At 39.6% G+C, this 26,621-nt stretch carries 33 protein-coding genes; 1 reads left to right on the plus strand and 32 read right to left on the minus strand.

Features of this window, described 5'->3' with window-relative positions; translation table 11 throughout:
* Positions 1-417: 417 nt before the first annotated feature.
* Positions 418-1,401 carry an RluA family pseudouridine synthase gene (locus tag ACFIMQ_RS03885; RefSeq protein WP_375616189.1) on the minus strand — a complete coding sequence of 328 codons (984 nt, stop codon included), beginning with the start codon at positions 1,399-1,401 and terminating at the stop codon, positions 418-420.
* Positions 1,402-1,622: 221 nt separating this feature from the next.
* On the opposite strand from ACFIMQ_RS03885, the gene ACFIMQ_RS03890 reads away from it, so the two are divergent.
* Positions 1,623-3,410 (plus strand): glucan ABC transporter ATP-binding protein/ permease, encoded by a 1,788-nt coding sequence (locus ACFIMQ_RS03890; protein ID WP_375616188.1) that lies wholly within the window; start codon positions 1,623-1,625, stop codon positions 3,408-3,410.
* A 1,254-nt stretch (positions 3,411-4,664) separates the two neighbouring features.
* On the opposite strand, the gene alaS is transcribed toward ACFIMQ_RS03890, so the two are convergent.
* The 31 genes from alaS to rpsJ form a co-directional block, all read right to left on the minus strand.
* The gene (gene alaS / locus ACFIMQ_RS03895) at positions 4,665-7,331 is read right to left on the minus strand and encodes an alanine--tRNA ligase (RefSeq protein WP_375616187.1); all 2,667 of its coding nucleotides are present in this window, start codon (positions 7,329-7,331) and stop codon (positions 4,665-4,667) included.
* Positions 7,332-7,540: 209 nt separating this feature from the next.
* Positions 7,541-8,584, minus strand: coding sequence for a recombinase RecA (gene recA / locus ACFIMQ_RS03900; RefSeq protein ID WP_375606702.1), 1,044 nt, complete (start codon positions 8,582-8,584; stop codon positions 7,541-7,543).
* 606 nt (positions 8,585-9,190) lie between these two features.
* Positions 9,191-10,510: a replication-associated recombination protein A gene (locus ACFIMQ_RS03905; RefSeq protein ID WP_375703438.1), complete on the minus strand. Its 1,320-nt coding sequence runs from the start codon at positions 10,508-10,510 to the stop codon at positions 9,191-9,193.
* Positions 10,511-10,519: 9 nt separating this feature from the next.
* Positions 10,520-11,914 (minus strand): DegQ family serine endoprotease, encoded by a 1,395-nt coding sequence (locus ACFIMQ_RS03910; protein ID WP_375703439.1) that lies wholly within the window; start codon positions 11,912-11,914, stop codon positions 10,520-10,522.
* Between the two features lie 269 nt (positions 11,915-12,183).
* On the minus strand, positions 12,184-12,612 hold the full coding sequence (rplQ, locus tag ACFIMQ_RS03915; protein WP_375703440.1) for a 50S ribosomal protein L17: 429 nt from the start codon (positions 12,610-12,612) through the stop codon (positions 12,184-12,186).
* Positions 12,613-12,636: 24 nt separating this feature from the next.
* Positions 12,637-13,650 (minus strand): DNA-directed RNA polymerase subunit alpha, encoded by a 1,014-nt coding sequence (locus ACFIMQ_RS03920; protein WP_375608627.1) that lies wholly within the window; start codon positions 13,648-13,650, stop codon positions 12,637-12,639.
* 95 nt (positions 13,651-13,745) lie between these two features.
* The gene (gene rpsK / locus ACFIMQ_RS03925) at positions 13,746-14,135 is read right to left on the minus strand and encodes a 30S ribosomal protein S11 (protein ID WP_007347762.1); all 390 of its coding nucleotides are present in this window, start codon (positions 14,133-14,135) and stop codon (positions 13,746-13,748) included.
* A 115-nt stretch (positions 14,136-14,250) separates the two neighbouring features.
* The gene (gene rpsM / locus ACFIMQ_RS03930) at positions 14,251-14,619 is read right to left on the minus strand and encodes a 30S ribosomal protein S13 (protein ID WP_375608626.1); all 369 of its coding nucleotides are present in this window, start codon (positions 14,617-14,619) and stop codon (positions 14,251-14,253) included.
* A gap of 179 nt (positions 14,620-14,798) precedes the next feature.
* Positions 14,799-15,377, minus strand: a complete 579-nt coding sequence (locus ACFIMQ_RS03935; protein ID WP_375616183.1) for an adenylate kinase — start codon at positions 15,375-15,377, stop codon at positions 14,799-14,801.
* Positions 15,374-16,720 (minus strand): preprotein translocase subunit SecY, encoded by a 1,347-nt coding sequence (gene secY, locus ACFIMQ_RS03940; protein WP_375616293.1) that lies wholly within the window; start codon positions 16,718-16,720, stop codon positions 15,374-15,376. The genes ACFIMQ_RS03935 and secY overlap by 4 nt, the downstream gene beginning before the upstream one ends.
* A 162-nt stretch (positions 16,721-16,882) precedes the next feature.
* On the minus strand, positions 16,883-17,350 hold the full coding sequence (gene rplO, locus ACFIMQ_RS03945) for a 50S ribosomal protein L15 (protein ID WP_375703441.1): 468 nt from the start codon (positions 17,348-17,350) through the stop codon (positions 16,883-16,885).
* A 20-nt stretch (positions 17,351-17,370) separates the two neighbouring features.
* The gene (gene rpmD / locus ACFIMQ_RS03950) at positions 17,371-17,577 is read right to left on the minus strand and encodes a 50S ribosomal protein L30 (protein WP_375703442.1); all 207 of its coding nucleotides are present in this window, start codon (positions 17,575-17,577) and stop codon (positions 17,371-17,373) included.
* A 31-nt stretch (positions 17,578-17,608) separates the two neighbouring features.
* Positions 17,609-18,157: a 30S ribosomal protein S5 gene (gene rpsE, locus ACFIMQ_RS03955; protein ID WP_375608624.1), complete on the minus strand. Its 549-nt coding sequence runs from the start codon at positions 18,155-18,157 to the stop codon at positions 17,609-17,611.
* A gap of 111 nt (positions 18,158-18,268) precedes the next feature.
* Complete coding sequence (rplR, locus tag ACFIMQ_RS03960) at positions 18,269-18,631, minus strand: 50S ribosomal protein L18 (protein WP_375703443.1); 363 nt, start codon at positions 18,629-18,631, stop codon at positions 18,269-18,271.
* Positions 18,632-18,643: 12 nt separating this feature from the next.
* Positions 18,644-19,177, minus strand: a complete 534-nt coding sequence (rplF, locus tag ACFIMQ_RS03965; protein ID WP_375616182.1) for a 50S ribosomal protein L6 — start codon at positions 19,175-19,177, stop codon at positions 18,644-18,646.
* Between the two features lie 39 nt (positions 19,178-19,216).
* Positions 19,217-19,615, minus strand: coding sequence for a 30S ribosomal protein S8 (gene rpsH / locus ACFIMQ_RS03970; protein WP_375606711.1), 399 nt, complete (start codon positions 19,613-19,615; stop codon positions 19,217-19,219).
* 14 nt (positions 19,616-19,629) lie between these two features.
* The gene (gene rpsN / locus ACFIMQ_RS03975; RefSeq protein WP_375703444.1) at positions 19,630-19,935 is read right to left on the minus strand and encodes a 30S ribosomal protein S14; all 306 of its coding nucleotides are present in this window, start codon (positions 19,933-19,935) and stop codon (positions 19,630-19,632) included.
* Between the two features lie 24 nt (positions 19,936-19,959).
* Positions 19,960-20,517 (minus strand): 50S ribosomal protein L5, encoded by a 558-nt coding sequence (rplE, locus tag ACFIMQ_RS03980; protein WP_375606713.1) that lies wholly within the window; start codon positions 20,515-20,517, stop codon positions 19,960-19,962.
* Positions 20,510-20,824, minus strand: coding sequence for a 50S ribosomal protein L24 (gene rplX, locus ACFIMQ_RS03985; RefSeq protein ID WP_375616180.1), 315 nt, complete (start codon positions 20,822-20,824; stop codon positions 20,510-20,512). Before rplX ends, rplE begins: the two co-directional genes overlap by 8 nt.
* A 12-nt stretch (positions 20,825-20,836) precedes the next feature.
* A complete protein-coding gene (gene rplN, locus ACFIMQ_RS03990) occupies positions 20,837-21,205 on the minus strand; it encodes a 50S ribosomal protein L14 (RefSeq protein ID WP_004855715.1) in 369 nt (122 codons plus the stop codon).
* A 142-nt stretch (positions 21,206-21,347) separates the two neighbouring features.
* Complete coding sequence (gene rpsQ / locus ACFIMQ_RS03995; protein ID WP_375616179.1) at positions 21,348-21,587, minus strand: 30S ribosomal protein S17; 240 nt, start codon at positions 21,585-21,587, stop codon at positions 21,348-21,350.
* A 12-nt stretch (positions 21,588-21,599) separates the two neighbouring features.
* Positions 21,600-21,800 (minus strand): 50S ribosomal protein L29, encoded by a 201-nt coding sequence (rpmC, locus tag ACFIMQ_RS04000; RefSeq protein ID WP_375616178.1) that lies wholly within the window; start codon positions 21,798-21,800, stop codon positions 21,600-21,602.
* A gap of 12 nt (positions 21,801-21,812) precedes the next feature.
* Positions 21,813-22,226: a 50S ribosomal protein L16 gene (gene rplP, locus ACFIMQ_RS04005; RefSeq protein WP_375616177.1), complete on the minus strand. Its 414-nt coding sequence runs from the start codon at positions 22,224-22,226 to the stop codon at positions 21,813-21,815.
* A 35-nt stretch (positions 22,227-22,261) separates the two neighbouring features.
* On the minus strand, positions 22,262-22,972 hold the full coding sequence (rpsC, locus tag ACFIMQ_RS04010; RefSeq protein ID WP_375616176.1) for a 30S ribosomal protein S3: 711 nt from the start codon (positions 22,970-22,972) through the stop codon (positions 22,262-22,264).
* Entirely contained in the window at positions 22,972-23,361 is a 390-nt protein-coding gene (rplV, locus tag ACFIMQ_RS04015; RefSeq protein WP_375616175.1) for a 50S ribosomal protein L22, read from the minus strand. Before rplV ends, rpsC begins: the two co-directional genes overlap by 1 nt.
* A 2-nt stretch (positions 23,362-23,363) precedes the next feature.
* Entirely contained in the window at positions 23,364-23,642 is a 279-nt protein-coding gene (gene rpsS / locus ACFIMQ_RS04020) for a 30S ribosomal protein S19 (protein ID WP_004855734.1), read from the minus strand.
* A 15-nt stretch (positions 23,643-23,657) separates the two neighbouring features.
* On the minus strand, positions 23,658-24,491 hold the full coding sequence (gene rplB, locus ACFIMQ_RS04025; RefSeq protein WP_375703445.1) for a 50S ribosomal protein L2: 834 nt from the start codon (positions 24,489-24,491) through the stop codon (positions 23,658-23,660).
* A 21-nt stretch (positions 24,492-24,512) separates the two neighbouring features.
* The gene (locus ACFIMQ_RS04030; RefSeq protein WP_375703446.1) at positions 24,513-24,806 is read right to left on the minus strand and encodes a 50S ribosomal protein L23; all 294 of its coding nucleotides are present in this window, start codon (positions 24,804-24,806) and stop codon (positions 24,513-24,515) included.
* On the minus strand, positions 24,803-25,423 hold the full coding sequence (gene rplD / locus ACFIMQ_RS04035) for a 50S ribosomal protein L4 (protein WP_375703447.1): 621 nt from the start codon (positions 25,421-25,423) through the stop codon (positions 24,803-24,805). Before rplD ends, ACFIMQ_RS04030 begins: the two co-directional genes overlap by 4 nt.
* Positions 25,424-25,425: 2 nt before the next feature.
* Entirely contained in the window at positions 25,426-26,163 is a 738-nt protein-coding gene (gene rplC / locus ACFIMQ_RS04040) for a 50S ribosomal protein L3 (RefSeq protein WP_375616171.1), read from the minus strand.
* 27 nt (positions 26,164-26,190) lie between these two features.
* The gene (gene rpsJ, locus ACFIMQ_RS04045) at positions 26,191-26,499 is read right to left on the minus strand and encodes a 30S ribosomal protein S10 (RefSeq protein ID WP_005773267.1); all 309 of its coding nucleotides are present in this window, start codon (positions 26,497-26,499) and stop codon (positions 26,191-26,193) included.
* Positions 26,500-26,621 lie beyond the last annotated feature (122 nt).

Raw genomic sequence — 26,621 nt, forward strand, 5'->3', positions numbered from 1 at the left:
TGACAACAGGAATTTTTTGAGAGGCTACTTTTCCTCAGCATTACTATAAAATGCCTCCATTATTCCCCATGAAAAAACTAAAATTGCTTTCACTATTTTAGTAAATATCTTTCAGATTTTATCTAACTCATCTCCCTCAACAGACATGCCTCCCCAACATATGACCTCTGTAGATAATTCAAAGGAGCAGCTTCATAAACTCAGATTATTAAACGATACACTATATCCAAAAATAACAATACAATCAATATGGATAAAGAGCTGTAGAAAGAAAGCCTATGATATTTCCAAATTCATCACTTAAAAACACCATTTTCTCATAGCGATTACTAAAGCTCTCTTCAAATTAAGCCATATCCATCTCATCAAATTTATAGACAAAATTTTTACTAATCAAAAAGGATAAACGAAGCTTTTTTACTCTGTTTCAGCATCACTCTCATTAAAAGACAAAAGATTAAAACTTTGAACCATATGAGGTGGTAAAGGTGCAACAATGTCCAATATTCCTCCTGAAGGATGAGGAATACGAATACGACGTGCATGAAGATGAAGACGATTTTGAATTCCTCCTGGTAATGTCCAATTACTATCAGAAAAAAAATACTTTGAATCGCCAATGATAGGATGATCCATATGGGCTGCATGCACACGAAGCTGATGTGTTCTCCCTGTATAGGGTTCCATTTCAAGCCACGAAAGAGCCCGCCCTCGCGTATCTAAAACGCGATAGTAGGAAACCGCATGATGTGAATCTGGCTCCCCATGTTCACAAACACGCATTTTGTCACCTTGTGCAGTCATTTCCTTAACCATCCACGTTGAAATTTTGTCCTGCTTTTTTTTAGGCACGCCCCGAACCAACGCCCAATAAATCTTTTTTGTTTCTCGCGCTCTAAAAGCAGCTGTTAAAGACTGAGCAGCTCCCCTTGATCGCGCAACAATAAGCACACCCGACGTCTCACGATCAAGACGATGAACCAAACGCGGCTTTTCACCTTTTTTATTGCGCCATACCTCGAGCATACTATCCATATGACGTGTTAAACCAGAGCCTCCTTGGACAGCCAACCCAGCTGGTTTATTAAAAACAAATACTTTTGGATCTTCATAAAGCAGCAACTTTTTTAAAACGGTCCCATCATCCTGCCCACGAAGTGTTTTATCCGTTATTGAAAGATTTTCCTTGTCATTAATAGGGAGAGGTGGAATACGAACAGCCTGTCCTATACAAAGACGCGTATCGGCTTTAACACGTCCACCATCAACCCGTATCTGACCAGAACGCAACAATTTTTGCAAAGCTCCAAAACCAAGTCCTGGATAATGCACTTTAAACCAACGATCTAAGCGCATTCCATCTTCATCTGTCTCAACTTTTTTTATTTCTACGCCTGCCATGAAAGTTCCCTTGCCTGATAATTTTATTGATCTATTTTTGCGCCTTTATAAGCACAAATATAAACACAAAAATTCATACTTTAGTTGGCTTTATCACACCATATTACAGTTAGTATCCAAAATTGCCTTTTCTTAACGTCCAAATTTTATTAGCTAAAAATTTAAGCGTTATAAAAAAATCAATAGCCTTTACGCTTAACAGCGAATGGAGATAATTAACAGTGTCCTTATTCAAAACCTATGCACGTGTTCTCACTTACCTAAACAGAGAAAAAAATGCATCCCTTTTAATCTGTACCGCTAATGTTATGTTAGCGATTATCACCATTGCAGAACCTATTTTATTTGGACGGGTTATCGATTCTATTACAGAAAAAACAGGGATCATCTCTACTCTTGCCATTTGGGTTTGTTTTGGACTTTCACATATTATCGCTTATGTCCTTGTTGCTCGCGGTGCAGACCGCTTAGCCCATAGACGTCGCTTAACGGTTTTAACAGAATCTTTCGAACGTATCATTGCCATGCCGTTAATTTGGCATCAACAACGCGGAACGTCTAACGCACTCCATACACTTTTGCGCGCTATAGATTCCATGTCAACCATATGGCTTGATTTTATGCGTCAACATCTCTCAACGCTTGTCGCCTTATTGGTTCTCATCCCCATAGCCTTTAATATGAATTGGCGCCTTTCAATAGTCTTGGTTGTGCTTGCCATCATCTATGTATTAATTGCACGTTTAGTGATGCGAAAAACAAAAGACGGACAAGCCGCTGTAGAATGCTATCATCATAACCTTTTTAAACATGTCAATGATTCAATCTCTAATGTTTCCATTGTACAAAGTTATAACCGAATAAAAGAAGAAACTTCCATACTGCACCAACATACAAATGCTCTGCTTAAAGCACAAAATCCTGTTCTCAATTGGTGGGCGCTCGCCAGTGGCTTAAATCGAATGGCTTCAACAATTTCAATCGTTTGTGTTCTTCTCCTTGGAGCTTTTTTTGTTGCAAAAGATCAATTACGAGTAGGTGAAGTCGTTGCTTTTGTTGGATTTGCACAACTCATGATTAGCCGCCTAGACCAAATGAGCAATTTTATTCACTGTGCAATATCCTCACAAGCAAAACTGCAAGAATTTTTTGAAATGGAAGACTCAACCTTTCATATTAACGAACCGCAAAATCTTCCCTCCCTCCAAAATGTTAAAGGCACCATACAATTTCATCACGTGACCTATCAATTCCCAAATTCTTCTCAAGGTGTTTTTGACATTTCTTTTGAGGTTAAAGCAGGACAAACTGTTGCGATTGTAGGACCAACAGGGGCTGGAAAAACAACATTGATCAATCTGTTGCAGCGCGTATACGACCCTACCTTTGGGCATATCTCCATTGATGGAATAAATATATGCTCGATCAATCGCGAATCTTTACGCAAATCTCTAGCAACAGTATTTCAAGACTCGGGTCTTTTCAACCGTACTATTCATGACAATATTTCAATAGGAAAAGCGAGCGCAACGAATGAAGAACTTTATGAAGCAGCAAAAATAGCAGAAGCTCACGATTTTATTCTAAAGAAAGCTGATTATTATAACACAATAGTGGGCGAACGAGGATCTCAATTATCAGGTGGAGAAAAACAGCGACTAGCAATTGCACGCGCTGTTTTAAAAAATGCCCCTATTCTCATTCTAGATGAAGCAACAAGCGCTCTTGATGTTGAAACAGAAGCACGTGTCAAAAATGCCCTTGATTGCATAAGCCATAATCGCACCACTTTCATTATAGCACATCGCCTCTCAACAGTACGCAATGCTGATGTAGTCCTCTTTCTAGAACATGGTCATTTAATTGAAAAAGGAAGCTTTCAAGAATTAATCGAGAGAGGCGGCCGTTTCTCTCAATTCTTAAAAGCCAGTGGTTTAACAATCAAACCATCAGAAAAAGAAGGAGAAAATGAAAACGTCATCCTCTTACATGAAGCCATAGCATCATAAAAATGATACTCTTCATAGATCTTATGCAAAAAAATCCTCCTCAAGATAACAAGAGTGCTTATATGATACAAGTAAAAAGATTTCTAAAAATGCTACAATCCATTTTAGGTATTTAAGAAAAATATTAAAACAGTTTAGTATTTTCTCTGCTATTGCAATTTTACTAGATTGGGACAAAAATATTTCCCTATATCTGTGCATATTGACGAGTACACACTCTCATTTAGGGAAAATATAAAGATGTAAAGGTAAAAACAATTTCCAGTTTTACCGTCTTCTTTTAACTTAGCTTTACGAATTTCAAAACGAACTAAAGAAATATCTTTTAAATAATGAATATTATGTATTGCTTTGCACTTTTTTTATCACGTTCTTTATAGTCCTCTCATAAAGAACAGAACATCATTGTTTTGCACATTCATATGACTTTTTTTAAGAAACATTTCTCAATGCTCTTAAGCCCATTTCACAACGACATTCGTGAGTGGTTTTGATTAATTTAACATACACAGAATTTGAAATAATAAAACCCTACGAATATTCGTAGCTCTTGTTCAAAAGATAAAACGATAAATTATCATTATAATTCAATATATTAAAGAAATTTTATCATAAATAAATTAGATATTAATCTAAATATTTATATTTATGTTATATTCCTTTGATTTATATTGATAATTCATTACTTTATAACTTAAAATAAAGATTTATAAAGATAGGAGAATATTCCTTTCAAGACCTTTTAATAATAAACCAAAAAACTGTTTTCTTGTACATAACAAGCAAAATGAAAATAATAGCTTCTAAGATACAACAACTCTTTTATAAGCCTTTTCAAGGAAAGAAATTTTATTCATTTGAAAACTAATCGAATAATGATAGCTTATAACTTTATAAGGATAATCGTATGCAATAAATCTTGTATTTTTCCTTTCATAAAAAGAGATGTTTCTTCAAAAAATCTATAAGAGCAACACAATAACTAGTCTTCCTAGTAAAAGAATACACAGTAAAGCATGAAGTGCTGCATAATCTATCTTATCTTAAAAAGGTGACTCCTGAAACACTTGGAAGCTATAAAGCCAAATGATAAAGTGGTGATAAAGGCAAACACTGTCTTTATCTTTACAATTGTATTTTCCCCAATTACGCTGTATCTGCATTTCAGAAATACACCAGACAGATATTCATGATACATAGATGCCAACCAAATATAACAATGTGAAAAATACCTATGCAGAATGATTTCATTCTTTAATTTTTTTCAAGAAAATCTTTTAGTGCCGCAAATGCCTCACTAGCCTTGTTTCCCTCAGGACCACCAGCCTGCGCCATATCAGGACGACCACCACCACCTCGACCACCAAGCACAGCTGAAAGAATACGAACGAGATCAACAGCATTCAACTTATCCGTTAAATCATCCGTAACGCCAACAACAGCACTGCCTTTTCCATCCTCCGAAACACTAATAAAAGCAACCACTCCAGACTCAATTTGTTTTTTTCCAGAATCGACGAATGCCTTAAGATCCCGTGGTAAAATATTTTTGACAATGCGTCCGAGAAAAGAAAGCCCATTAATGATTGTAATATCATCTTGACTACTTTCTGTTATACCACCACTCAACACCATTTTTTTGCGTACATCATTCAACTCTTTTTCAAGTTTACGACGATCATCAAGCAAAATTCGCACCCGTTCTTCTAAACCAGAAGAAGACGTTTTTAAAAGATCAGCGATCTCATGAATACGCTCATCTTGGCGACAAAGATAAAAACGTGCTTCTTGGCCAGTTAAGGCCTCAATACGACGCACTCCTGCCGAAACAGAACTTTCAGAAACAATATGGATCAAACCAATATCGCCTGTTCGCTCCACATGTGTGCCCCCACAAAGCTCTATTGACCAATGCTTTTTTAATCCCTCTTGGTGACACTGCTTCCCCATAGAAACAACGCGAACTTCATCACCATATTTTTCACCAAATAATGCCATGGCTCCTTTAGAAATGGCTTCATCCACATCCATGAGATGCGTTACGACCTTACTATTTTGCAAAACAATCTCATTGGCTAAATCTTCTATTTTTTTCAATTCTTCCAAAGAAACAGATTTTGGATGAGAAAAATCAAAACGCAACCGATCTGGCGATACAAGAGAACCCTTTTGAGTAACATGGTCCCCCAATATTTGCCGTAAAGCCTCGTGTAATAAATGGGTAGCAGAATGGTTTGCACGAATTTTTTTACGACGAATACCATCAACGGTTAGTTCTACACAATCAGACCTCGATGCCTGACCAGATTTTACTTCTCCAATATGGATAAAAACACCATCACCCTTTTTCTGAGTATCATACACCTCAAAAACAAAATCTTCACCAGAAATGATACCGCTATCACCAACTTGCCCGCCAGATTCACCATAAAAAGGAGTCTGATTTACCACAAGAATGGCTTTTTGCCCCGAAGAAATATGATCAACAATTTTACCATCACACACAAGAGCCGTAAGAATGCCTTCAGCTTTTTCTGTTTCATAACCTAAAAATTCTGTCGCCCCTACCTTATCACGAACAGAAAACCAAATTGTCTCCGTTATAGCTTCACCAGAACCAGACCAATGAGCACGCGCTTCCTCTTTTTGGTGTTCCATCGCTTTATCAAAAGCATCAACATCAACAGATATTCCGCGACGCCGAAGCATATCTTGCGTCAAATCAAGCGGAAAACCATAGGTATCATAAAGCTTGAAAGCAACTTCACCATTTAAATGATCTCCCTCTTTAAGAAGACTACTCGCTTCATTTAACAAACCAAGTCCTCGTTCAAGTGTTTTACGAAAGCGTATTTCTTCTAACTTCAAAATTTCTGAAATCAAAGACTCAGCACGCACCAATTCAGGATAGGCTTGTCCCATTTCGCGAATTAAAGCAGGCAAAAGCCGCCACATTAAAGGCTCTTTAGCACCAAGAAGATGGGCATGACGCATAGCACGACGCATAATGCGACGTAAAACATATCCTCTTCCTTCGTTGGAAGGAAGAACACCATCAGCAATCAAAAATGCGCACGAGCGAAGATGATCAGCAATGACACGATGGCTGGCAATAAAATCACCCTTTGCCTCAATCCCTGTAATTTCTTCTGAAGCAGCAATTAATGCACGAAAAAGATCAATGTCATAATTATCATGAACACCCTGTAAAACAGCAGCAATACGCTCTAACCCCATGCCTGTATCAATAGAAGGATGAGGTAAATCAACACGTTCTTCCTTGGAAATCTGCTCATACTGCATAAAAACAAGATTCCAAATCTCAATAAAGCGATCCCCATCTTCATGAGCACTTCCAGGTGGCCCCCCCCAGATTTCATCACCATGATCATAAAAAATCTCTGAACAAGGACCGCAGGGTCCTGTATCTCCCATCGCCCAAAAATTATCAGCCGTCGCAATACGGACAATTTTTTCATCTGGAAGACCTGAAATTTTACGCCATAGTTCAGCAGCAACATCATCACTCTGATAAACTGTCACCAACAGTTTATCTTTTGGCAGACAAAATTCTTTTGTTAAAAGGTTCCATGATAAAAAAATGGCTTCTTCTTTGAAATAATCACCGAAAGAAAAATTACCCAGCATTTCAAAAAATGTATGATGGCGTGCCGTATAACCAACATTATCAAGATCATTATGCTTTCCACCCGCACGAACACATTTTTGTGCCGTTGTTGCCTGCTTATAAGGGGACTTTTCAAGTCCAGTAAAAACATTTTTAAACTGCACCATTCCTGCATTTGTAAACATAAGTGTAGGATCATTACGTGGAACAAGTGGGCTAGAAGAAAGAACTTTATGCCCATTACGATGAAAATAATCCAAAAATGTTGACCGAATGTTATTAACACTATTCATACCGACACCTGCTCAATACAGTACAAAACCATAAAAGAAAAATCCCCCTCATTAAATATCCTCTTTGCCACGCATGGAGTCAATTTAATCAAAGAATGGAATATTTGTTCAAAAAAATTGAGAAAAAATGACTGTATATTTAAAAACTCAAACAAATAAAAACAGAAAAAATCTTAAAGGGAAAAAATTATAGATGAAAAAACGCTCCATCAAATGGCTTCATCACTCTCTGTATTTTCTGAACCTGCATTTTCTAACAATTCAATGGCAATCAAACCAGCATTTTGGCGCAAAGCAGCTTCAATTTCTGTAGCAACTTCCGCATGTTCACGTAAAAACTGCTTTGCATTTTCACGCCCCTGTCCTAAACGCTGAGAATTATAAGAAAACCATGCACCAGATTTTTCCACAATACCAACCTTAACACCCAAATCAATCAATTCACCTACTTTAGAAATGCCTTCACCATAAATAATATCAAACTCAACCTGTTTGAATGGAGGTGCCAATTTATTTTTCACCACTTTAACACGCGTCTGATTACCAACGATTGCATCCCTATCTTTAATAGACCCAATGCGACGAATATCCAAACGAACAGAAGCATAAAACTTTAAAGCGTTTCCCCCTGTTGTTGTTTCAGGCGAACCAAACATCACCCCAATTTTCATGCGAATTTGATTAATAAAAACAACCATACAGTTAGAGCGAAAAATCGCTGCTGTTAATTTTCGCAATGCTTTACTCATCAATCGCGCTTGCAATCCAGGCAAAGCATCCCCCATTTCACCATCGATTTCCGCACGCGGTGTTAAAGCTGCAACAGAATCCACAACAAGCACATCAACTGCACCAGAACGAACCAACGTCTCTGTAATTTCCAATGCCTGTTCACCAGTATCTGGTTGAGAAATGAACAAATTTTCTAAATCAACACCAAGCTTACGCGCATAAATAGGATCAAGTGCATGCTCTGCATCAATAAAAGCACAAATCCCACCACTTTTCTGTGCCTCAGCAATAGCATGGAGAGCCAATGTTGTTTTCCCAGAACTTTCTGGTCCATAAATCTCAACAATGCGCCCCTTGGGTAATCCACCAATCCCTAAAGCAATATCCAAGGATAATGACCCTGTTGGAACTGTTTCAATTTCAACAACCTGCTCTTTTTGCCCAAGACGCATAATTGAGCCTTTACCAAAAGAACGTTCAATTTGTGAGAGAGCAGCATCGAGAGCTTTTGTTTTATCCACGACTATATCCTTGACCGATTCATAAATAATCTAACACTTAAATTTTACACTGTACTTTTAATTTAACTAAAGTCTTGAGTTTAGATTTTCACAGACTATTTGCATTCCTATCCCTACCTTATGTCCATATAACATACCATGAGCATCACAATAAAGAACTGGCATTGCTTATCTTATGACACAAAATAAATTCCAATAAAACAATACTTCCTAGGAGAGCAAGTTAACACATTTATATCTCTCTAGAAAAGGAACAATTTAAATTTCAACACAATGTTCTATAGCCCTTCTGTTTATCCCTTTGATTAAGTCCTTAATAGAGAAAAGCTCCCCTAGCTCTTAATCACATAAAAACGCATCATCAATCAAAATCACACCATATTGCATCCAATTAAAATCATAAAAATCAAAGTAGTTTAATATTTTAATGAAATATTTTTTCAATTTGAATCTGTAAAAAGATATCTGTTTTTGAAGATACCAATAAAAAAATTGCTCTACGAGCAATGAAATAAGTATCTAAAAATAAGCTAAATTGTTCATACAATTATATAAGGGATAACCAATAAATTCAAAATCAATAAAAAACGTATTTCAATTTAAATGTTATTTTTGATTTTTACGTTTTTGGCGCAATTGTTTCCACCATTCAAGACGTTTCACAATTTCACGTTCAAAACCACGCTCAACTGGTTTATAATAACTCTGACGCCCAAGTTTTTCAGGAAAGTACTCTTGCCCTGAAAAAGCATCTGGTGCATCATGATCATAACAATAACCATCTCCATACCCTTCCTCCTTCATAAATTTCGTAGGTGCATTAAGAATATGCTTAGGAGGCGGCAAAGAGCCATTTTTGCGAGCACAATACAATGCTGCTTTATACGCGAGATATGTTGCGTTTGACTTTGGCGCAGTTGCAACATAAAGACATGCCTGTGCCAAAGCCAGTTCTCCTTCCGGTGATCCTAAATAATCATAGGCGTCTTTTGCCGCATTACAAATGACAAGAGCTTGAGGATCTGCCAAACCAACATCTTCAACAGCCATACGAACCAATCTTCGCCCAATATAGAGAGGATCTTCACCAGCATCCAACATACGTGCTAAATAATAAAGCGCTGCATCAGGATCAGATCCACGAACAGATTTATGCAAAGCTGAAATGAGATTATAATGCCCATCTCGTCCTTTATCATAAATGGGCGCACGGCGCTGAATAACTTTTTGCAAAGCAACAACATCAAGAATTTCTCCCGATGGTGTAATAGACCAAACTTCCTCTGCCAATGTCAATGCTACCCGTGCATCACCATCAGACATTTCTATCAAAACGTCTCTAGCATCATTATCCAAGGGTAGACATTTTCCCTCCACTTCTTCAGCGCGCCTCAAAAGCATGTTCAAACTTTCATGATCATGGGGAAAAAATGTCAAAACGCGTGCCCGCGAAAGAAGAGCAGCATTAAGCTCAAAAGAAGGATTTTCGGTTGTTGCTCCTATAAGTACCACAGTACCTTCTTCCATAACAGGAAGAAAACTATCCTGCTGTGCACGATTAAACCGATGAATTTCATCAACAAACAAAAGAGTTTTATCTCCAGAGATAAAACGTCTCTGTGCACCTTCAAAAATCCTTTTAAGTTCAGAAACGCCTGTAAAAATAGCAGAAACTTGTTCAAACGCAAAATTTGTTTCAAGCGCTAACAAACGTGCAACAGTCGTTTTTCCCGTCCCTGGAGGCCCCCAAAAAATCATCGATCCAATTGAACCAGTTGCCGCCATACGTGAAAGCAAACCATCCTCTCCAATCAAATGCTTTTGTCCCACAACATCATTGAGAGAACAAGGGCGCATTCTTTCTGCAAGTGGCCGATTTTTATGAATTTGAAGATCAAACGACGAAGTAAAAAAATCTTTCTTCAAAAAAAAACCTCAACGAATAAATTGGCGAATATACATACCATCACGTTCATATTCCAATTGCCAAGTACGCGAACGAGCTTGCATAAGAATCTTTTTCAATTGATGAACTGTTTGAATTTTATGGCCATTGACCACACGTAGAATATCTCCTGACCGAAAAATTCCAGCAGCATTGCTCATTTCATCAAGATTAGTAATCACAACACCTTTTGCAGATATAGGAAGATTAAAACGTCGACTATTTTGCGGCGTTAAATCTAACACTTCAGCACCAGCAAGAGGATTTTCACCCGTAATTCTTTCAGATTTTAAAAATTCAGTTTCCGAAATCGATGAAAGCATTATTTGTGTTTTTAAAGTTTTTGCACTTCGTAAATATTCTAAATCAAGACTATGCCCAATGCCCGCGATCATCAAACGATACCCAAGACTATCTGGACTATCAACGCGCATCCCCTGCACACTCAAAATGACATCGCCCACTTTCAAACCAGCTTTTTCAGCGGGACTATCTTTGATAACTTCAACAATAAGAGCACCATAGGGACGTTCTAAACCTAACCCACCAGCAATATCAGGCGTAACATTTTGAAAAGATGCCCCAATATAAGGCGGCACAAAATATTTTCCACCGCGTTTAACAGTATCAAGCATCACTTTTACAAGATTAACTGGAATAGCAAAACCAATCCCTACAGAACCACCCGAACGCGAATAAATAGCCGTATTAATCCCGATTAACTCACCTTTCATATCAATTAAAGCGCCACCAGAATTCCCTGGATTAATGGCAGCGTCTGTTTGAATAAAAAAGTCAAAATCAGAAATTCCAACACGTGTACGCGCTTGCGCTGAAACAATTCCACTAGTAACCGTTTGACCAACACCAAAAGGATTACCAATAGCAAGAACAAGATCACCAACTTCAACAGCATCAGAATTTCCCAAAGGTAAAACGGGAAATTGAGCATCTTTTGCATCAACTTCAAGAACAGCAATATCAGTTGCTTCATCTTTGAGTACGATCTTGCTCTCAAACTCGCGCCCATCAGAAAAAGCCACTTTAATTTCGCTTGCATCTTTAATGACGTGGTAATTTGTAACAATCAAACCCCGTGCATCAACAATCACCCCTGATCCTAATGACGATTGCTTACGGACAGGAAAATTATTTTGAAAACGACCAAAAAATTGCTCAAAAAATGGATCACCCTCAAAAGGTGATCGTGCTCTAATTTGTCGAGCTGCATAAATATTTACAACAGATGGAACTGTCTTTTTAACTAACGGAGCAAATGAAAGAGTGATTTCTTTTTGTGTTTGAGGGATATGAGCATATGCATGATCAAACGATATCGGTATCATAATCGCTAAAAAAAGCCGCACCCAAAAAGAATACCTCATAATCTACTCCTTATAAAATCAGCATATTCTGTTGAAAATTAATAGAATTAAAAAAACACATCCCCGCAAATTAAGGCTCTCTTATTAATATTTCATAATAGAGAATAAAAACAACTTATTTAAATAATAAATATTATAAAAATCAGATAATTCAATATCCTATAATTTTCTCTCTGCATCTATTTTTCAAGTAAAATAACTTAAAAATTCCCGCAAAAAAACCGCCCAAGACAAGGCGGCCTTTAAAAATTCAACAGAATAAAAAAACTTTACGAAGAAGTTTCCTTTTCATTCTCAGAAGCTTCCATACGAGCGCGATCCCCAGCCCCTTTCGCTTCGACATCACGATCAACAAATTCTATAACAGCCATGGGCGCATTATCACCGGTACGAAACCCTGCTTTCATAATCCGTAAATACCCACCATTGCGCAATGCATAACGTGGCGCAAGCGTATCAAATAATTTTGCAACCTTCCCTGCATCACGAAGTGCTGCAATTGCTTGTCGACGCGCATGCAAACCACCACGCTTACCAAGAGTAACGAGTTTTTCAACAATAGGACGAATTTCCTTAGCCTTTGGCAATGTTGTTACAATCTGCTCATGCTCGATCAACGAAGTTGCCATATTTGCAAACATCGCTTTACGGTGACTGGCAGTCCGATTCAACTTGCGGCCTGACTTACTATGGCGCATAAGCCCTCTCCTTAAATTCTAATTTTAATACTGATCTTCATAGCGTTTAGCAAGATCATCAATGTTTTCAGGCGGCCATGCAGGAATTTCCATTCCAAGATGTAACCCCATACATGCTAAGACTTCTTTAATTTCATTCAACGACTTGCGACCAAAATTTGGTGTCCGAAGCATTTCAGACTCCGTTTTTTGAATAAGATCACCAATATAAACAATATTATCATTCTTAAGACAATTTGCTGAACGAACTGAAAGTTCTAATTCATCCACTTTTTTGAGAAGTGCAGGATTAAAAGAAAGCTCAGAATCAGTCTCTTCAACAGCCTCCTTCTGTGGCTCTTCAAAGTTGATAAATAACGACAATTGATCTTGAAGAATACGTGCGGCAAAAGCAACAGCATCTTCTCCATTAACAGCACCATTTGTTTCAATCGTCAACGTTAATTTATCATAATCCAGAACTTGACCTTCACGCGTATTTTCTACCTTATAAGACACTTTACGAATTGGTGAATAGAGACTATCAATTGGAATAAGTCCTATGCGTGCATCATCAACACAATTACGATCAGATGGAACATAGCCTTTTCCTGTATTGACAATAAACTCCATACGAATTTCAGCATCTTCATCAAGAGTACAAATAACATGATCTGGATTTAGAATTTCCATATCTCCAACGGTATTGATATCTCCCGCTCTCACAACACCAGGACCCTCTTTATAAACAACGACACGCTTAGGCCCCTCTTCTTGCATACGAAGCGCAATCTCTTTGATATTCAAAATAATATCTGTAACATCTTCACGAACACCAGGAATTGACGAAAATTCATGTAAGACACCGTCAATCTGCACAGCAGTAATAGCCGCACCACGAAGCGAAGATAACAAAACACGACGAAGCGCATTTCCTAACGTTAAGCCAAAGCCCCGCTCAAGAGGTTCAGCAATCACGCTCGTAATATTTGGATTATCATGCGCACATGACTCAACCTTATTGGGTTTAATAAGTTCCTGCCAGTTTTTCTGGATCATATTTTTATTCCCGTTCTTTAGTTCCGTTACCATTCAATCGTAACGACCAATGTGAACATCAGAGAAATCTCCGACAACAAAAAAACAACACCCAATTAAACACGCCGTCTTTTTCGAGGACGACATCCATTATGAGGAATTGGTGTTACATCACGAATAGAAGTAATGACAAAACCAACAGATTGCAACGCACGTAGAGCAGATTCACGCCCTGAACCAGGACCACAAACTTCAACTTCCAAAGAACGCATACCATGCTCTTGCGCTTTTCTCGCACAATCTTCCGCAGCAACTTGAGCGGCAAAAGGTGTAGATTTACGGGCCCCTTTAAATCCCTGAGCACCAGCAGACGACCATGCAATCGCATTTCCCTGAGCATCAGTAATAGTAATCATTGTGTTATTAAATGTTGAATTAATATGTACAACACCCGATGAAATATTTTTACGTTCGCGACGACGAACACGTGTGGCTTCCTTGGCCATAATTTCCCTTTCAACGATCTCATCACTGCCGTAACATCAGCAGCTCCACCTTACTTTTCCTTGTCAAACAAATAGAACAAAAAAAGAATATATAAAAAACCTTATACAAATGCCCTTATTTCTTTTTACCGGCAATTGCTTTAGCAGGCCCCTTACGCGTACGAGCATTCGTATGCGTACGCTGTCCTCGGACAGGCAAAGACCGACGATGCCGCAATCCACGATAACAACCAAGGTCCATCAAACGCTTAACATTCATAGCCACTTCACGACGAAGATCACCTTCAACTTGATAGCCCTGATCTATCGCCTCACGAATCTGCAACACTTCGGCATCTGAAAGCTCATGCACACGACGCCCTATAGGAATGCCAACCCGTTCAATAATTTCCTGAGCAAATTTTGGTCCAATCCCGTGGATATATTGAAGTGCAATAATTACACGCTTATTTGTCGGGATATTGACTCCAGCAATACGAGCCACGTTCACTCTCCTTAGTTATGTTGACAAATTGGCATCAAATACCTGATGTACCTTACAAAAAAAATAGACTCAGAACAAAATTCTTCCGAATCCTCTTATTTCACTGAAATAAATTGAATTTGTTTGTGATAGATTTCATCTCAAAAGTCAACTCTTTTCATTTACTTCTAAAAAAAATCTTATGAAAGAAACCCTCTAATCATACGTGCCACTTCAGTAATACCAATCATTCCATCAACGACCTTTAACATTCCCCTCTCCGAATAAAATTTTGATAAGGGAGCTGTTTTTTCACGATATTCTACTAATCTTTTTGCAAAAACAACAGGATTGTCATCTAAACGAACCTGTCCACCAGCCGCTATTGTTTCCTGAACACGCATCTTCATACGTTCAATCAACACTTCTTCATCAACACACAACTCAATAACAGCATCAAGCTGCATATTTTTTAACTCTAGTATCTGTTGTAACGCTTCTGCCTGCTGCACAGTTCGTGGATACCCATCCAAAACAAAACCATTTATACAATCAGTTTCATCAATCCGATCTGATACGATTTGATTAACAATGCTATCAGGAACTAAAGCACCAGAGCTTATAATACTCTTAGTTTTTTTACCAATTTCCGTTTCTTTAGTAATAACCTCACGCAACATATCCCCTGTTGATAAATGAGGAATGTTATATTCCTCAGTCAACATTTTAGCTTGCGTCCCTTTCCCCGCTCCAGGAGGACCTAAAAGAATAACCCTCATCGATTCCTTCTACCTCCACGAAGTTTTGATTTTTTTATCAACCCTTCATATTGGTGAGCAACAAGGTATCCCTGAATTTGAGCAACTGTATCAAGTGTGACAGTAACAACAATCAACAAGGACGTCCCCCCAAGATAAAAAGGAACCTGTAATGCAGATATCATAAATTCAGGCAACAAACAAACCAAGATGATATAAAGAGCCCCCACAACAGTAATACGTGTCAAAACGTAATCAATATATTGGGCTGTGCGTTCACCTGGACGAATCCCTGGAATAAAACCAGAATGTTTTTTCAACTGATCTGCAGTATCACTTGGATTAAACACTATCGCCGTATAAAAAAAGCAGAAAAACGCCATTAAAAATGCATAAACGATCATATAAAGTGGCTGTCCATGACCAAGAGAATAAGAAATAGCCTGAACCCATTGTGGCATTTTATCAGAAAAGTTATTAATAGTGGCTGGTAATAACAATAAAGATGAAGCGAAAATAGGTGGAATAACACCAGCAGTATTCAACTTTAAAGGAAGATGCGACATATCGCCTTGAAACATTTGATTACCAACCTGACGCTTCGGGTACTGAATAAGAATTCGCCGTTGCGCACGCTCTATAAAAACAATAAGTCCGATAACCAAAACAGCAATAAGGACGATTCCTATTAAAAGAAAAGTTGATAAATCAGCTTGGCTATGAGCTGTCAAAAGCTGAGCAAAAGTAGAAGGAAAGTTAGCTACAATTCCTGTAAAAATGATGAGAGAAACCCCATTACCAACACCGCGTGACGTAATTTGCTCGCCAAGCCACATGAGAAACATTGTCCCACCAACAAGTGTAATAACAGAAGAGATACGAAACATCAGACCTGGTTCTAAAACAATTTGAAGCCCTGTCCCTATACCGCTTTCAAGCGCAACCGCGATACCGAAAGCTTGTAGAATTGCCAATACAACTGTTACATAACGCGTATACTGATTAATAATCTTACGACCTAATTCCCCTTCTTTTTTAAGAGTCTCCAAAGAAGGAATAATAGATGTTAACAACTGTACAATAATAGATGCTGAGATATAAGGCATGATACCCAGCGCAAAAATCGCCATACGCCCAACAGCACCCCCTGCAAACATATTAAAGAGTCCTAATACACCTGATGCATGATGTTCAAAGGTTTGCCGTAAAGCATCAATATTAATACCTGGAAGAGAGATATAAGTGCCAAAACGATAGACAAGAAGTGCCGCCAGAGTAAACCAGATGCGTTTCTTTAATTCAGTTGCACGCGAAAAGGTACCGAAGTTTATATTGGAAGCAAATTGCTCTGCTGCTGATGCCATAAAACGTCTCCACTTCACACTCCAGTTCTTTAAATCACAGAAGTATAACCCTAAAACTCATATCTTTATACAAGAATAAATGCGGAACTTAAAAAATTCCACACAAAATATTTTGCAGAATATATATAACCCTTCTTCAGATCTCTACTCATATCAAAAAAATTATTGAACAACATCAGGAAAAATAATCTGACCACCCACTTTTTCAACTTTAACACGAGTAGCTTCTGAAGCTCCAGAAACATGAAAGATAATCTTAGCTTTCAAATCACCATCAGAAAGAAGACGAACCCCATCCTTTTTACGACGAATAATACCAGCCTCTTTCAAAGCAATCATATCAACAGGCTTTTCAATATCCAACTTTCCTGCATCAACGGCTAACTGAATACGTCCCAAAGAAACTTCATTATAGGTTTTGGCAAAGAAATTCTTAAATCCACGTTTCGGTAAACGACGATAGATAGGCATTTGCCCACCTTCAAAACCATTAAGGGAAACACCAGAACGTGACCTTTGTCCTTTGACACCGCGACCACCAGTCTTACCAATACCCGAGCCAATTCCTCGTCCAACACGCTTACGATTTTTTGTTGCGCCTTCGCAATCACGCAGTTCATTGAGTTTCATATCTAATACTCCTGCAACCCTTAATCTTCATCTATAACGCGAACAAGATGCCGAACCTGAGCAATCATACCCCGTACACAAAGTGTATCTTCTAAAACACGCCGCCGACGCATCTTATTTAATCCAAGCCCTTTTAAGGTTGCACGCTGAATCTGTGATTTCCGAATAGGGCTTCCAATTTGCTCTACTATCACAGTTTTACCACTCTGAGATTTTTTTTGAACCATTTCCTAATTCCTTTTCTGATAATCTCAGAAACTACCCTTCTACATCAACTAAATGGCGACGACGCGCCTGCAAAGTTGAGTATTTTATACCACGCTGAGCAGCAATATCTCGAGGATGCATTTGATGTTTCAATGCATCAAATGTTGCACGAACCATGTTATAAGGGTTCGAAGATCCTAATGATTTTGCAACAACATCCTGCATACCAAGAGCTTCAAAAATAGCCCGCATCGGCCCCCCAGCAATAATCCCAGTACCCGCAGAAGCTGAACGCAATAAAACACGCCCCGCTCCGTGACGACCTTCAAGATCATGATGCAATGTGCGTCCAGACCGAAGCGGAACATAAATCATCCCACGCTTTGCAGATTCCGTTGCTTTACGAACAGCTTCCGGAACTTCACGAGCTTTACCATGACCAAAACCCACACGCCCTTTTTGATCTCCAACAACAACAAGAGCAGCAAAACCAAAACGCCGTCCACCCTTTACAACTTTAGCAACACGATTAATATGAACGAGCCTATCGACAAACTCATTATCGCGTTCTTCTCTTTCACTACGTTCTTTTTGTGCCATTCCTCATTCCTTTTTCTTTTCCGGAAGCACGATAATAAAGCTCCTCATCAAACCAGAAGAACCTAAACGAAATACTCTAAACTCTCCTTACGCATTCATAAAGAGGAAATTTTAGAAATTCAAACCACCTTCACGAGCAGCTTCAGCCAAAGCCTTGACACGACCGTGGTACACATAGGCTCCACGATCAAAAACCACGTCGCTCACACCAACTTTCTTCGCACGTTCAGCAATTAACTTACCAACAGCAAAAGCAGCTTCTTTATCAGCACCACTCTTTAACGACTTCTTTAAATCACTTTCAAGAGTAGAAGCTGAAACAAGTGTACATCCCCGTAAATCATCGATAACTTGAGCATAGATATTCTGATTTGAACGATAAATACTAAGTCGAGGACGATTATGAGAAACCATTTTGATCCTACGACGAACACGTCTTGCACGACGCCGGATAATGTCCTTAGATGAAACCATAATACAAAATCCTTATTTCTTTTTACCTTCTTTACGGAAGATATGTTCATCTGCATGTTTAACGCCTTTACCCTTATAAGGCTCAGGTCTACGATACTCGCGAATCTCTGCTGCGACTTGCCCAACTTGCTGTTTATTAATTCCAGAAATAACAATCTCCGTGGGTTTAGGAACAGTTACAGTAACACCTGATGGAACTTTATAAACCACATCATGCGAAAAACCTAAAGATAGTTGAACATCCTTACCCTGCAAAGCAGCACGATAACCAACCCCATTGATTTCCAACCTCTTTTCAAAACCATCTTTTACACCACAAAAAATGTTTTCAATCATTGAGCGCGACATACCCCATTTAGAGCGCGCATCTTTTGATTGATCCCGCGGCGCAACTGATATAACATTTTCCTCAAGTTTGACTAAGACTTCATCATTAACGACGTAACTGAGTTCACCTTTTGGACCTTTTGCCTTAACCAGCTGACCTTCAACAGTAGCAGTAACTCCAGAAGGAATTGAAATGGGTTTCTTTCCAATACGAGACATTGTTCTAACCTAATTTTTCTTCCGTTTTCTTGACATAACTTAGAAAACACGACAAAGGAGTTCTCCACCAACATTCTGTTCACGCGCTTCATGATCCGCCATAACGCCTTTAGGAGTCGATAAAATCGAAATACCTAAACCATTTGCCACCTGCGGAAGTGACTTAGCAGAAACATACACACGACGACCTGGCTTTGACACACGTGAAATCTCACGAATAGCAGCCAGCCCTTCAAAATACTTCAATTCAATTTCAATTTCAGCTTTTCCATCACCTAAATCAACGCGATTATATCCCCGAATATAACCCTCTGACTGCAAAACATCAAGAACGTGTGCACGAAGCTTCGAAGCTGGAGTAACCACTTTGCCTTTTTTACGACCAAGTGCATTACGAATACGCGTTAACATATCACCAAGAGGATCTGACATAGACATTGAATAATCTCCTCTTACCAACTAGACTTTACAATACCAGGGATATGGCCCACAGAGCCAAGTTCACGCAATGCAATTCGCGACATTTTTAACTTACGGTAATAAGCCCGTGGACGACCTGAAACCTCACAGCGATTACGAACACGAACTTTTGCAGAATTACGTGGCAATTCTGCTAATTGAACGGAAGCTTTAAAGCGTTCCTCAAGAGAAACCTTCTGATCCATCACTATTGCTTTCAAACGTGCACGACGTGCAGCATAACACTTCACCATCACCTCACGACGTTTATTTTTTTCAACGGCACTTACTTTGGCCATAATTTCACCTCGCTACGTTTGCCGTTACGAACGAAAAGGAAAATTAAAAGCACGCAATAGTTCACGAGCTTCATCATCCGTTTTTGCTGTCGTACAAACGATAATATCCATGCCCCAAATTTGATCAACTTTATCATAGTTAATTTCTGGAAACACAATGTGTTCTTTAATACCCATAGCAAAATTGCCACGACCATCAAAGCTTTTTGGATTTAAACCACGAAAGTCACGAACCCGCGGAAGAGCAATCGTAACAAGACGATCTAAAAACTCAAACATACGATCTTTACGCAATGTAACTTTAGCCCCAAGAGGCATTCCTTCACGAACCTTAAAGGTTGCAATAGAATTACGTGCACGCGTAATAACGGCCTTCTGACCTGTTATAAGCCCTAAATCCTCAGCAGCAAGAGAAGGCTTTTTCGAATCAGCAGTCGCTTCACCTATCCCCATATTTATCACAATTTTATCAATCCGCGGAATTTGCATCGCATTTTTGTAATTAAACTTTTCTTGAAGTGTTTTACGGATCACTTCAAAATAATGCGCTTTCATACGCGGTATTTGTCTTTCCTCAGCCATTAATCAACTCTCCCGAACGCTTGGCAAAACGCACTTTATTACCATCTGCATTCATACGAAAGCCTACACGTGTAGGCTTACCATCTTTAGGATCAGCAATCGCCAAATTAGACAGATGAATTGGAGCTTCCTTAGAAATAATTCCAGCTTCTTGCTTCTGCGTTTGACGTTGATGACGTTTAATCATATTAACCCCACGAACAAAAGCCTTATTATCTTTCGGATTAACCTTAATTACTTCACCACTACATCCTTTATCCTTACCGGATAAAACAACAACTCTATCACCTTTTCGAATCTTCTGCATAACATCTACTCCTTACAGCACTTCAGGAGCGAGAGAGATGATCTTCATATGATTCCTACCACGCAATTCACGAGGAACAGGTCCAAAGATACGCGTACCAATCGGCTCTTTTTTATTATCTACTAAAACCGCAGCATTACTATCAAAACGAATGACACTACCATCTGCACGACGAATATCCTTAGCAGTACGAACCACAACAGCTTTCATAACATCACCCTTTTTAACACGGCCACGAGGAATAGCATCCTTAACCGAAACAACAATAATGTCACCGACCGAAGCATATTTTCGCTTTGAACCGCCTAACACCTTGATGCACATGACACGACGAGCACCAGAATTATCAGCAACGTCGAGGTTTGTTTGCATCTGAATCATGACTGGCCACCTTCTCTTAACATATACATCCGATTGTATCTTTTACATACTCGGATTTGCCTGCCAAATAACGATAAAGCTATCGTCCTCAAATTTATTAACGAAAAACCACTATTAAATTCTAAAACAATAAACTTACTAATTACGCTACATTGTCCTTTAAAACAATCCAACATTTATCTTTCGAAATTGGTTTAGATTCTTGAATAGAAACTTGATCCCCAATCCTGAATTGGTTGTTTTCGTCATGCGCTTTATAATTTTTAGACTGCCGAACAGTCTTCTTAAGAAGCGGATGAGAATAACGACGCTCAACTTTGACAACGACAGTTTTATCGCTTTTGTCGCTAATAACAACACCCTGCAAAACGCGTTTAGGCATCTCTTATTTTCCTTAAACCTTACTTTCACTTATCTTTTGACGAAGAAAAGTTTTAACACGCGCAATATCACGACGGACTTGTTTAACGCGCGCAGTCTTTTCTAATTGTCCAGTTGCTTTTTGAAAGCGCAAATTAAATTGCTCTTTTTTCAACTTAGCCAATTCATCTTTCATTTGGTCGAGCGTTTGCGCCCGTAATTCTGTGGCTCTCATCGCTTAACCTCTTTATTCAGCAATACGCTGGATGAAACGCGTCTTTATAGGTAACTTTGCAGCACCCAACCTCAGCGCTTCACGTGCAATATCTTCAGGAACGCCATCAAGTTCAAACATGATACGTCCAGGAGCAACACGCGCAGCCCAATAATCAACACTTCCCTTACCTTTACCCATACGAACTTCAGTCGGTTTAGATGTAACTGGAAGATCTGGAAAAATGCGAATCCACACACGACCAGAACGTTTCATATAACGTGTAATTGCACGACGCGCCGCTTCAATTTGACGAGCAGTAACCCGCTCCGGCTCAACCGCCTTCAAACCGTAGGCACCGAAATTCAAATCCGTACCACCCTTCGCAACACCGTGAATACGGCCCTTGAACTGTTTACGGAACTTTGTGCGCTTTGGCTGCAACATTGTTCTCTACTCCAAATTTAGTTCAATCTCAAAAACTAAGCACTTTCGCGGCGACGATTCGATGAAGAACCAGATTGATCAACTTCCGTAGCACGACGCTCTGAAGCCATCGGATCATGTTCAAGAATCTCACCCTTAAAGACCCAAACTTTAATACCACAAATACCATAGGCAGTCTTAGCTTCTGCTGTACCGTAATCAACATCAGAACGCAAGGTATGAAGTGGAACACGACCTTCACGATACCATTCCATACGAGCAATTTCAGCACCACCAAGACGGCCAGAACAATTGATACGAATACCTTCCGCACCAAGACGCATAGCAGACTGAACAGCACGCTTCATTGCACGACGAAAAGCAACACGACGCTCTAACTGTTGAGCAATTGATTGTGCAATAATTGTAGCATCAATCTCCGGTTTACGAATCTCCACAATATTCAATGAAGTTTCAGCATTGGTCATCTCTGAAAGCTTACGACGAAGCTTTTCGATATCAGCACCTTTTTTACCAATAATCAAACCAGGACGTGCAGAATGAATCGTAACACGACACTTTTTATGAGGACGCTCAATAACAACCTTAGAAATGGCCGCCTGTTTAAGTTCTTCAAGCACATACGAACGAATTTTCAAATCTTCATGAAGAAGACGTCCATATTCACCACTATCAGCGTACCAACGAGAATCCCAAGTCCGATTAACACCAAGACGAAGCCCTATTGGATTGATCTTCTGACCCATTACGCGGCCTCCACTTTTTCGGTAACTTCACGAACAATAACAGTAAGATGTGAAAATGGACGCTCAATTCTACTCGCACGCCCTCGACCACGAACATGAAAACGTTTCATCACTATCGACTTACCAACATAAGCTTCTGCAACAACAAGCGAATCAATATCAAGATCGTGGTTATTCTCTGCATTTGCAATTGCTGATTCAAGCGTTTTTTTCACAGTACCAGCAATACGTTTGCGCGAAAACATCAAATCAGCGAGCGCCACATTAACTCTTTTACCGCGAATCATCGCAGCAACTAAATTAAGCTTTTGCGGACTAACACGAATCGTCCGTGTAACAGCTTTTGCTTCATTATCTTTAAGCTGGCGCGGAACCTTAGCTTTTCCCATTCCTACTTCCTCTTCGCTTTTTTATCGGCACCATGACCATAATAAGTCCGGGTAGGAGCGAACTCACCAAACTTATGTCCAACCATCTCTTCAGAAACAGAAACAGGAATATGCTTATTACCGTTGTAAACACCAAAAGTTAAACCAACAAACTGCGGCAAAATAGTAGAGCGACGACTCCATATTTTTATAACTTCATTGCGCCCACTTGCACGTACCTTCTCTGCTTTACCAAGAAGATAGCCGTCAACAAACGGACCTTTCCAAACTGAACGAACCACTTCAGACTACCTTTCTCATTTCTTGCGCTGATGACGCGTACGCATAATAAACTTATCAGTGGCTTTATTGGAGCGCGTACGCTTACCTTTTGTAGGCTTACCCCAAGGAGACACTGGATGACGCCCCCCCGATGTACGACCTTCACCACCACCGTGCGGATGATCAACTGGATTCATAGCAACGCCACGAACATGTGGACGTTTACCACGCCAACGTGATCGACCCGCCTTACCATCATTAATATTCCCATGATCAGGATTTGAAACAGCCCCAACAGTTGCAAAACAGCTGCTAGGAACCAACCGCTGTTCACCAGAATTTAAACGAAGAATAGCCATACCATGATCTCGTCCAACCAACTGCGCATAAGTACCTGCTGAACGTGCAATCTGCCCCCCTTTTCCTGGCTTCATTTCAACATTATGAATAATCGTACCTACCGGCATATTCCCAAGGGGCATAGCATTTCCTGGTTTAACATCAACATTTAAACCAGAGACAACAGAATCACCAACACCCAGACGCTGTGGCGCAAGGATATAACTCAATTGCCCATCCTCATAGCGAATTAAAGCGATAAAAGCAGTACGATTAGGATCATACTCTAAACGCTCAACTTTTGCCGAAACATCACGTTTAAGACGTTTAAAGTCAACAAACCGATAACTCCGTTTATGCCCACCACCTTGAAAACGAGCAGTAACACGACCGCGATTATTACGACCACCCTTTGAAGACAAACCTTCAGTTAATATCTTTACAGGTTTTCCCTTATAAAGATAAGAGCGTTCTACAATAACAAGCTGACGCTGCCCAGGTGTCGTTGGATTAAATTGCTTAAGTGCCATTATTCCTATCTCCGAGCCTCTTTAAAGACCTGTCGAAACGTCGATAGTCTGACCACTGACCAGAGTTACGATCGCTTTTTTGACATCACTCTGCCGACCAACAATACCTTTGAAACGCTTCACTTTACCCTTACGGACTACCGTGTTAACTGCTTTAACTTTTACGCTAAAAAGCGCTTCAACAGCAGCTTTAATCTCAGGCTTCGTCGCTTTCGGCGCGACATTAAAGGCAACTTGATTATATTCAGAAATCATAGTCGACTTTTCAGTAATAACTGGACTAATAATTATATCATAATGGCGAAGATCTGTCATTTAAAACGCTCCTCAAGAGCCTCAACAGCTGCCTTTGATAAAACAAGTTTGCTGCGACGCAAAATATCATAAACATTAATTCCCTGAATAGGTAAAATATCAATATTAGGAATATTAGACGCTGCACGAAAAAACTTAATATCAATCTCTTTACCATCAATCAAGAGAGCGTTATTAAATCCAAGCTTAGAAAAATGAGAAACAAGCATTTTCGTTTTAGCATCCTTAACACTCAATTCATCTACAATAATTAAATCTCTTGCTTTTAATTTTGCAGATAAAGCAAGACGCAATCCAAGAGCACGAATCTTTTTAGGAAGATCATGCGCATGGCTACGAACCACTGGCCCATGCGCCTTCCCACCACCTCTAAACTGTGGCGCACGTGCAGATGAATGTCGAGCGCGACCAGTCCCTTTTTGTTTAAACATCTTTGCCCCTGTTCGCGATACATCAGAACGTCCTTGGGATTGATGAGTCCCCTGCTGACGACGTGCAAGCTGCCAACGAACAACACGTTGTAAAATATCCTCACGCGGAACAAGATCAAAAATAGCTTCAGAAACCTTTAATTTGCCAGCTTCTTTACCATCAAGAGTTTTAATTACAAGATCCATTATTAGGCTCCCTCAACTTCAGAGGCTGCAGCTACCGGAGTAGTCATTTCCGCTTTCTCCTTCACAAGACGGCGGACACCAGCAGGTTTTGGAGCATTATCAGGAAGAGGTTTTTTCACAGCATCCCGCACCAAAATCCAAGAGCCTTTAGAACCAGAAACAGCTCCACGCACTAAAATTAAACCACGCTCAATATCAGTGGAAACAACTTCAATATTCTGTGTTGTTACACGCACTTGCCCCATATGGCCAGCCATTTTCTTACCTTTAAAAACTTTACCAGGATCTTGGCACTGCCCCGTAGAACCATGAGCACGATGGGTGATCGAATTACCATGGGAAGCACGGTGTCCACCAAAATTATGCCGTTTCATAACACCAGCAAACCCCTTACCAATACTGGTCCCCGTCACATCGACTCTTTGTCCTGGAACAAAGTGTTCCACTGTAATTTCGGTACCGATATCAAGAAGATTATCGGGACTAACACGAAACTCTGCTATTTTGGCTTTAGGCTCAACAGAAGCCTTAGCAAAATGTCCACGAAGAGCTTGCGAAGTATTTTTAACCTTGGCAAAGCCTACACCTAATTGAACAGCAGTATAACCATTCTTTTCAACTGTACGCTGAGCAACGACTTGACAATTCTCCAAACGAAGCACTGTCACCGGCACATGCTCGCCGGCATCATTATAAATACGGGTCATGCCCAGCTTCTGTGCTATTACACCTGAACGCATCGGGTCTGTTCCTTCTGTCCTCAAACCTCAGAGCTTAATTTCTACATCCACACCAGCAGAAAGATCCAACTTCATAAGCGCATCCACTGTTTGCGGCGTTGGATCAACAATATCAAGAAGACGCTTATGTGTACGCATTTCAAACTGCTCACGGCTCTTCTTATCGATATGCGGTCCACGATTGACCGTAAACTTCTCAATCCGCGTAGGAAGCGGAATGGGACCACGGACATTTGCACCGGTACGTTTAGCAGTCGATACAATCTCACGCGTCGACGTATCAAGAATTCTATGATCAAACGCTTTTAGGCGAATGCGGATATTTTGACTGTTCATGCTCTTTATTTCCCTGTTATACAAAGCACCTCAAATAATCAAGGTGCTCAACAAGCATTATTTATTCAATGATCTTAGAGACGATACCGGCACCAACAGTACGACCACCTTCACGAATAGCA

The sequence above is a fragment of the Bartonella sp. AD13SXNS genome (assembly GCF_042196465.1).
Classification (GTDB): domain Bacteria; phylum Pseudomonadota; class Alphaproteobacteria; order Rhizobiales; family Rhizobiaceae; genus Bartonella.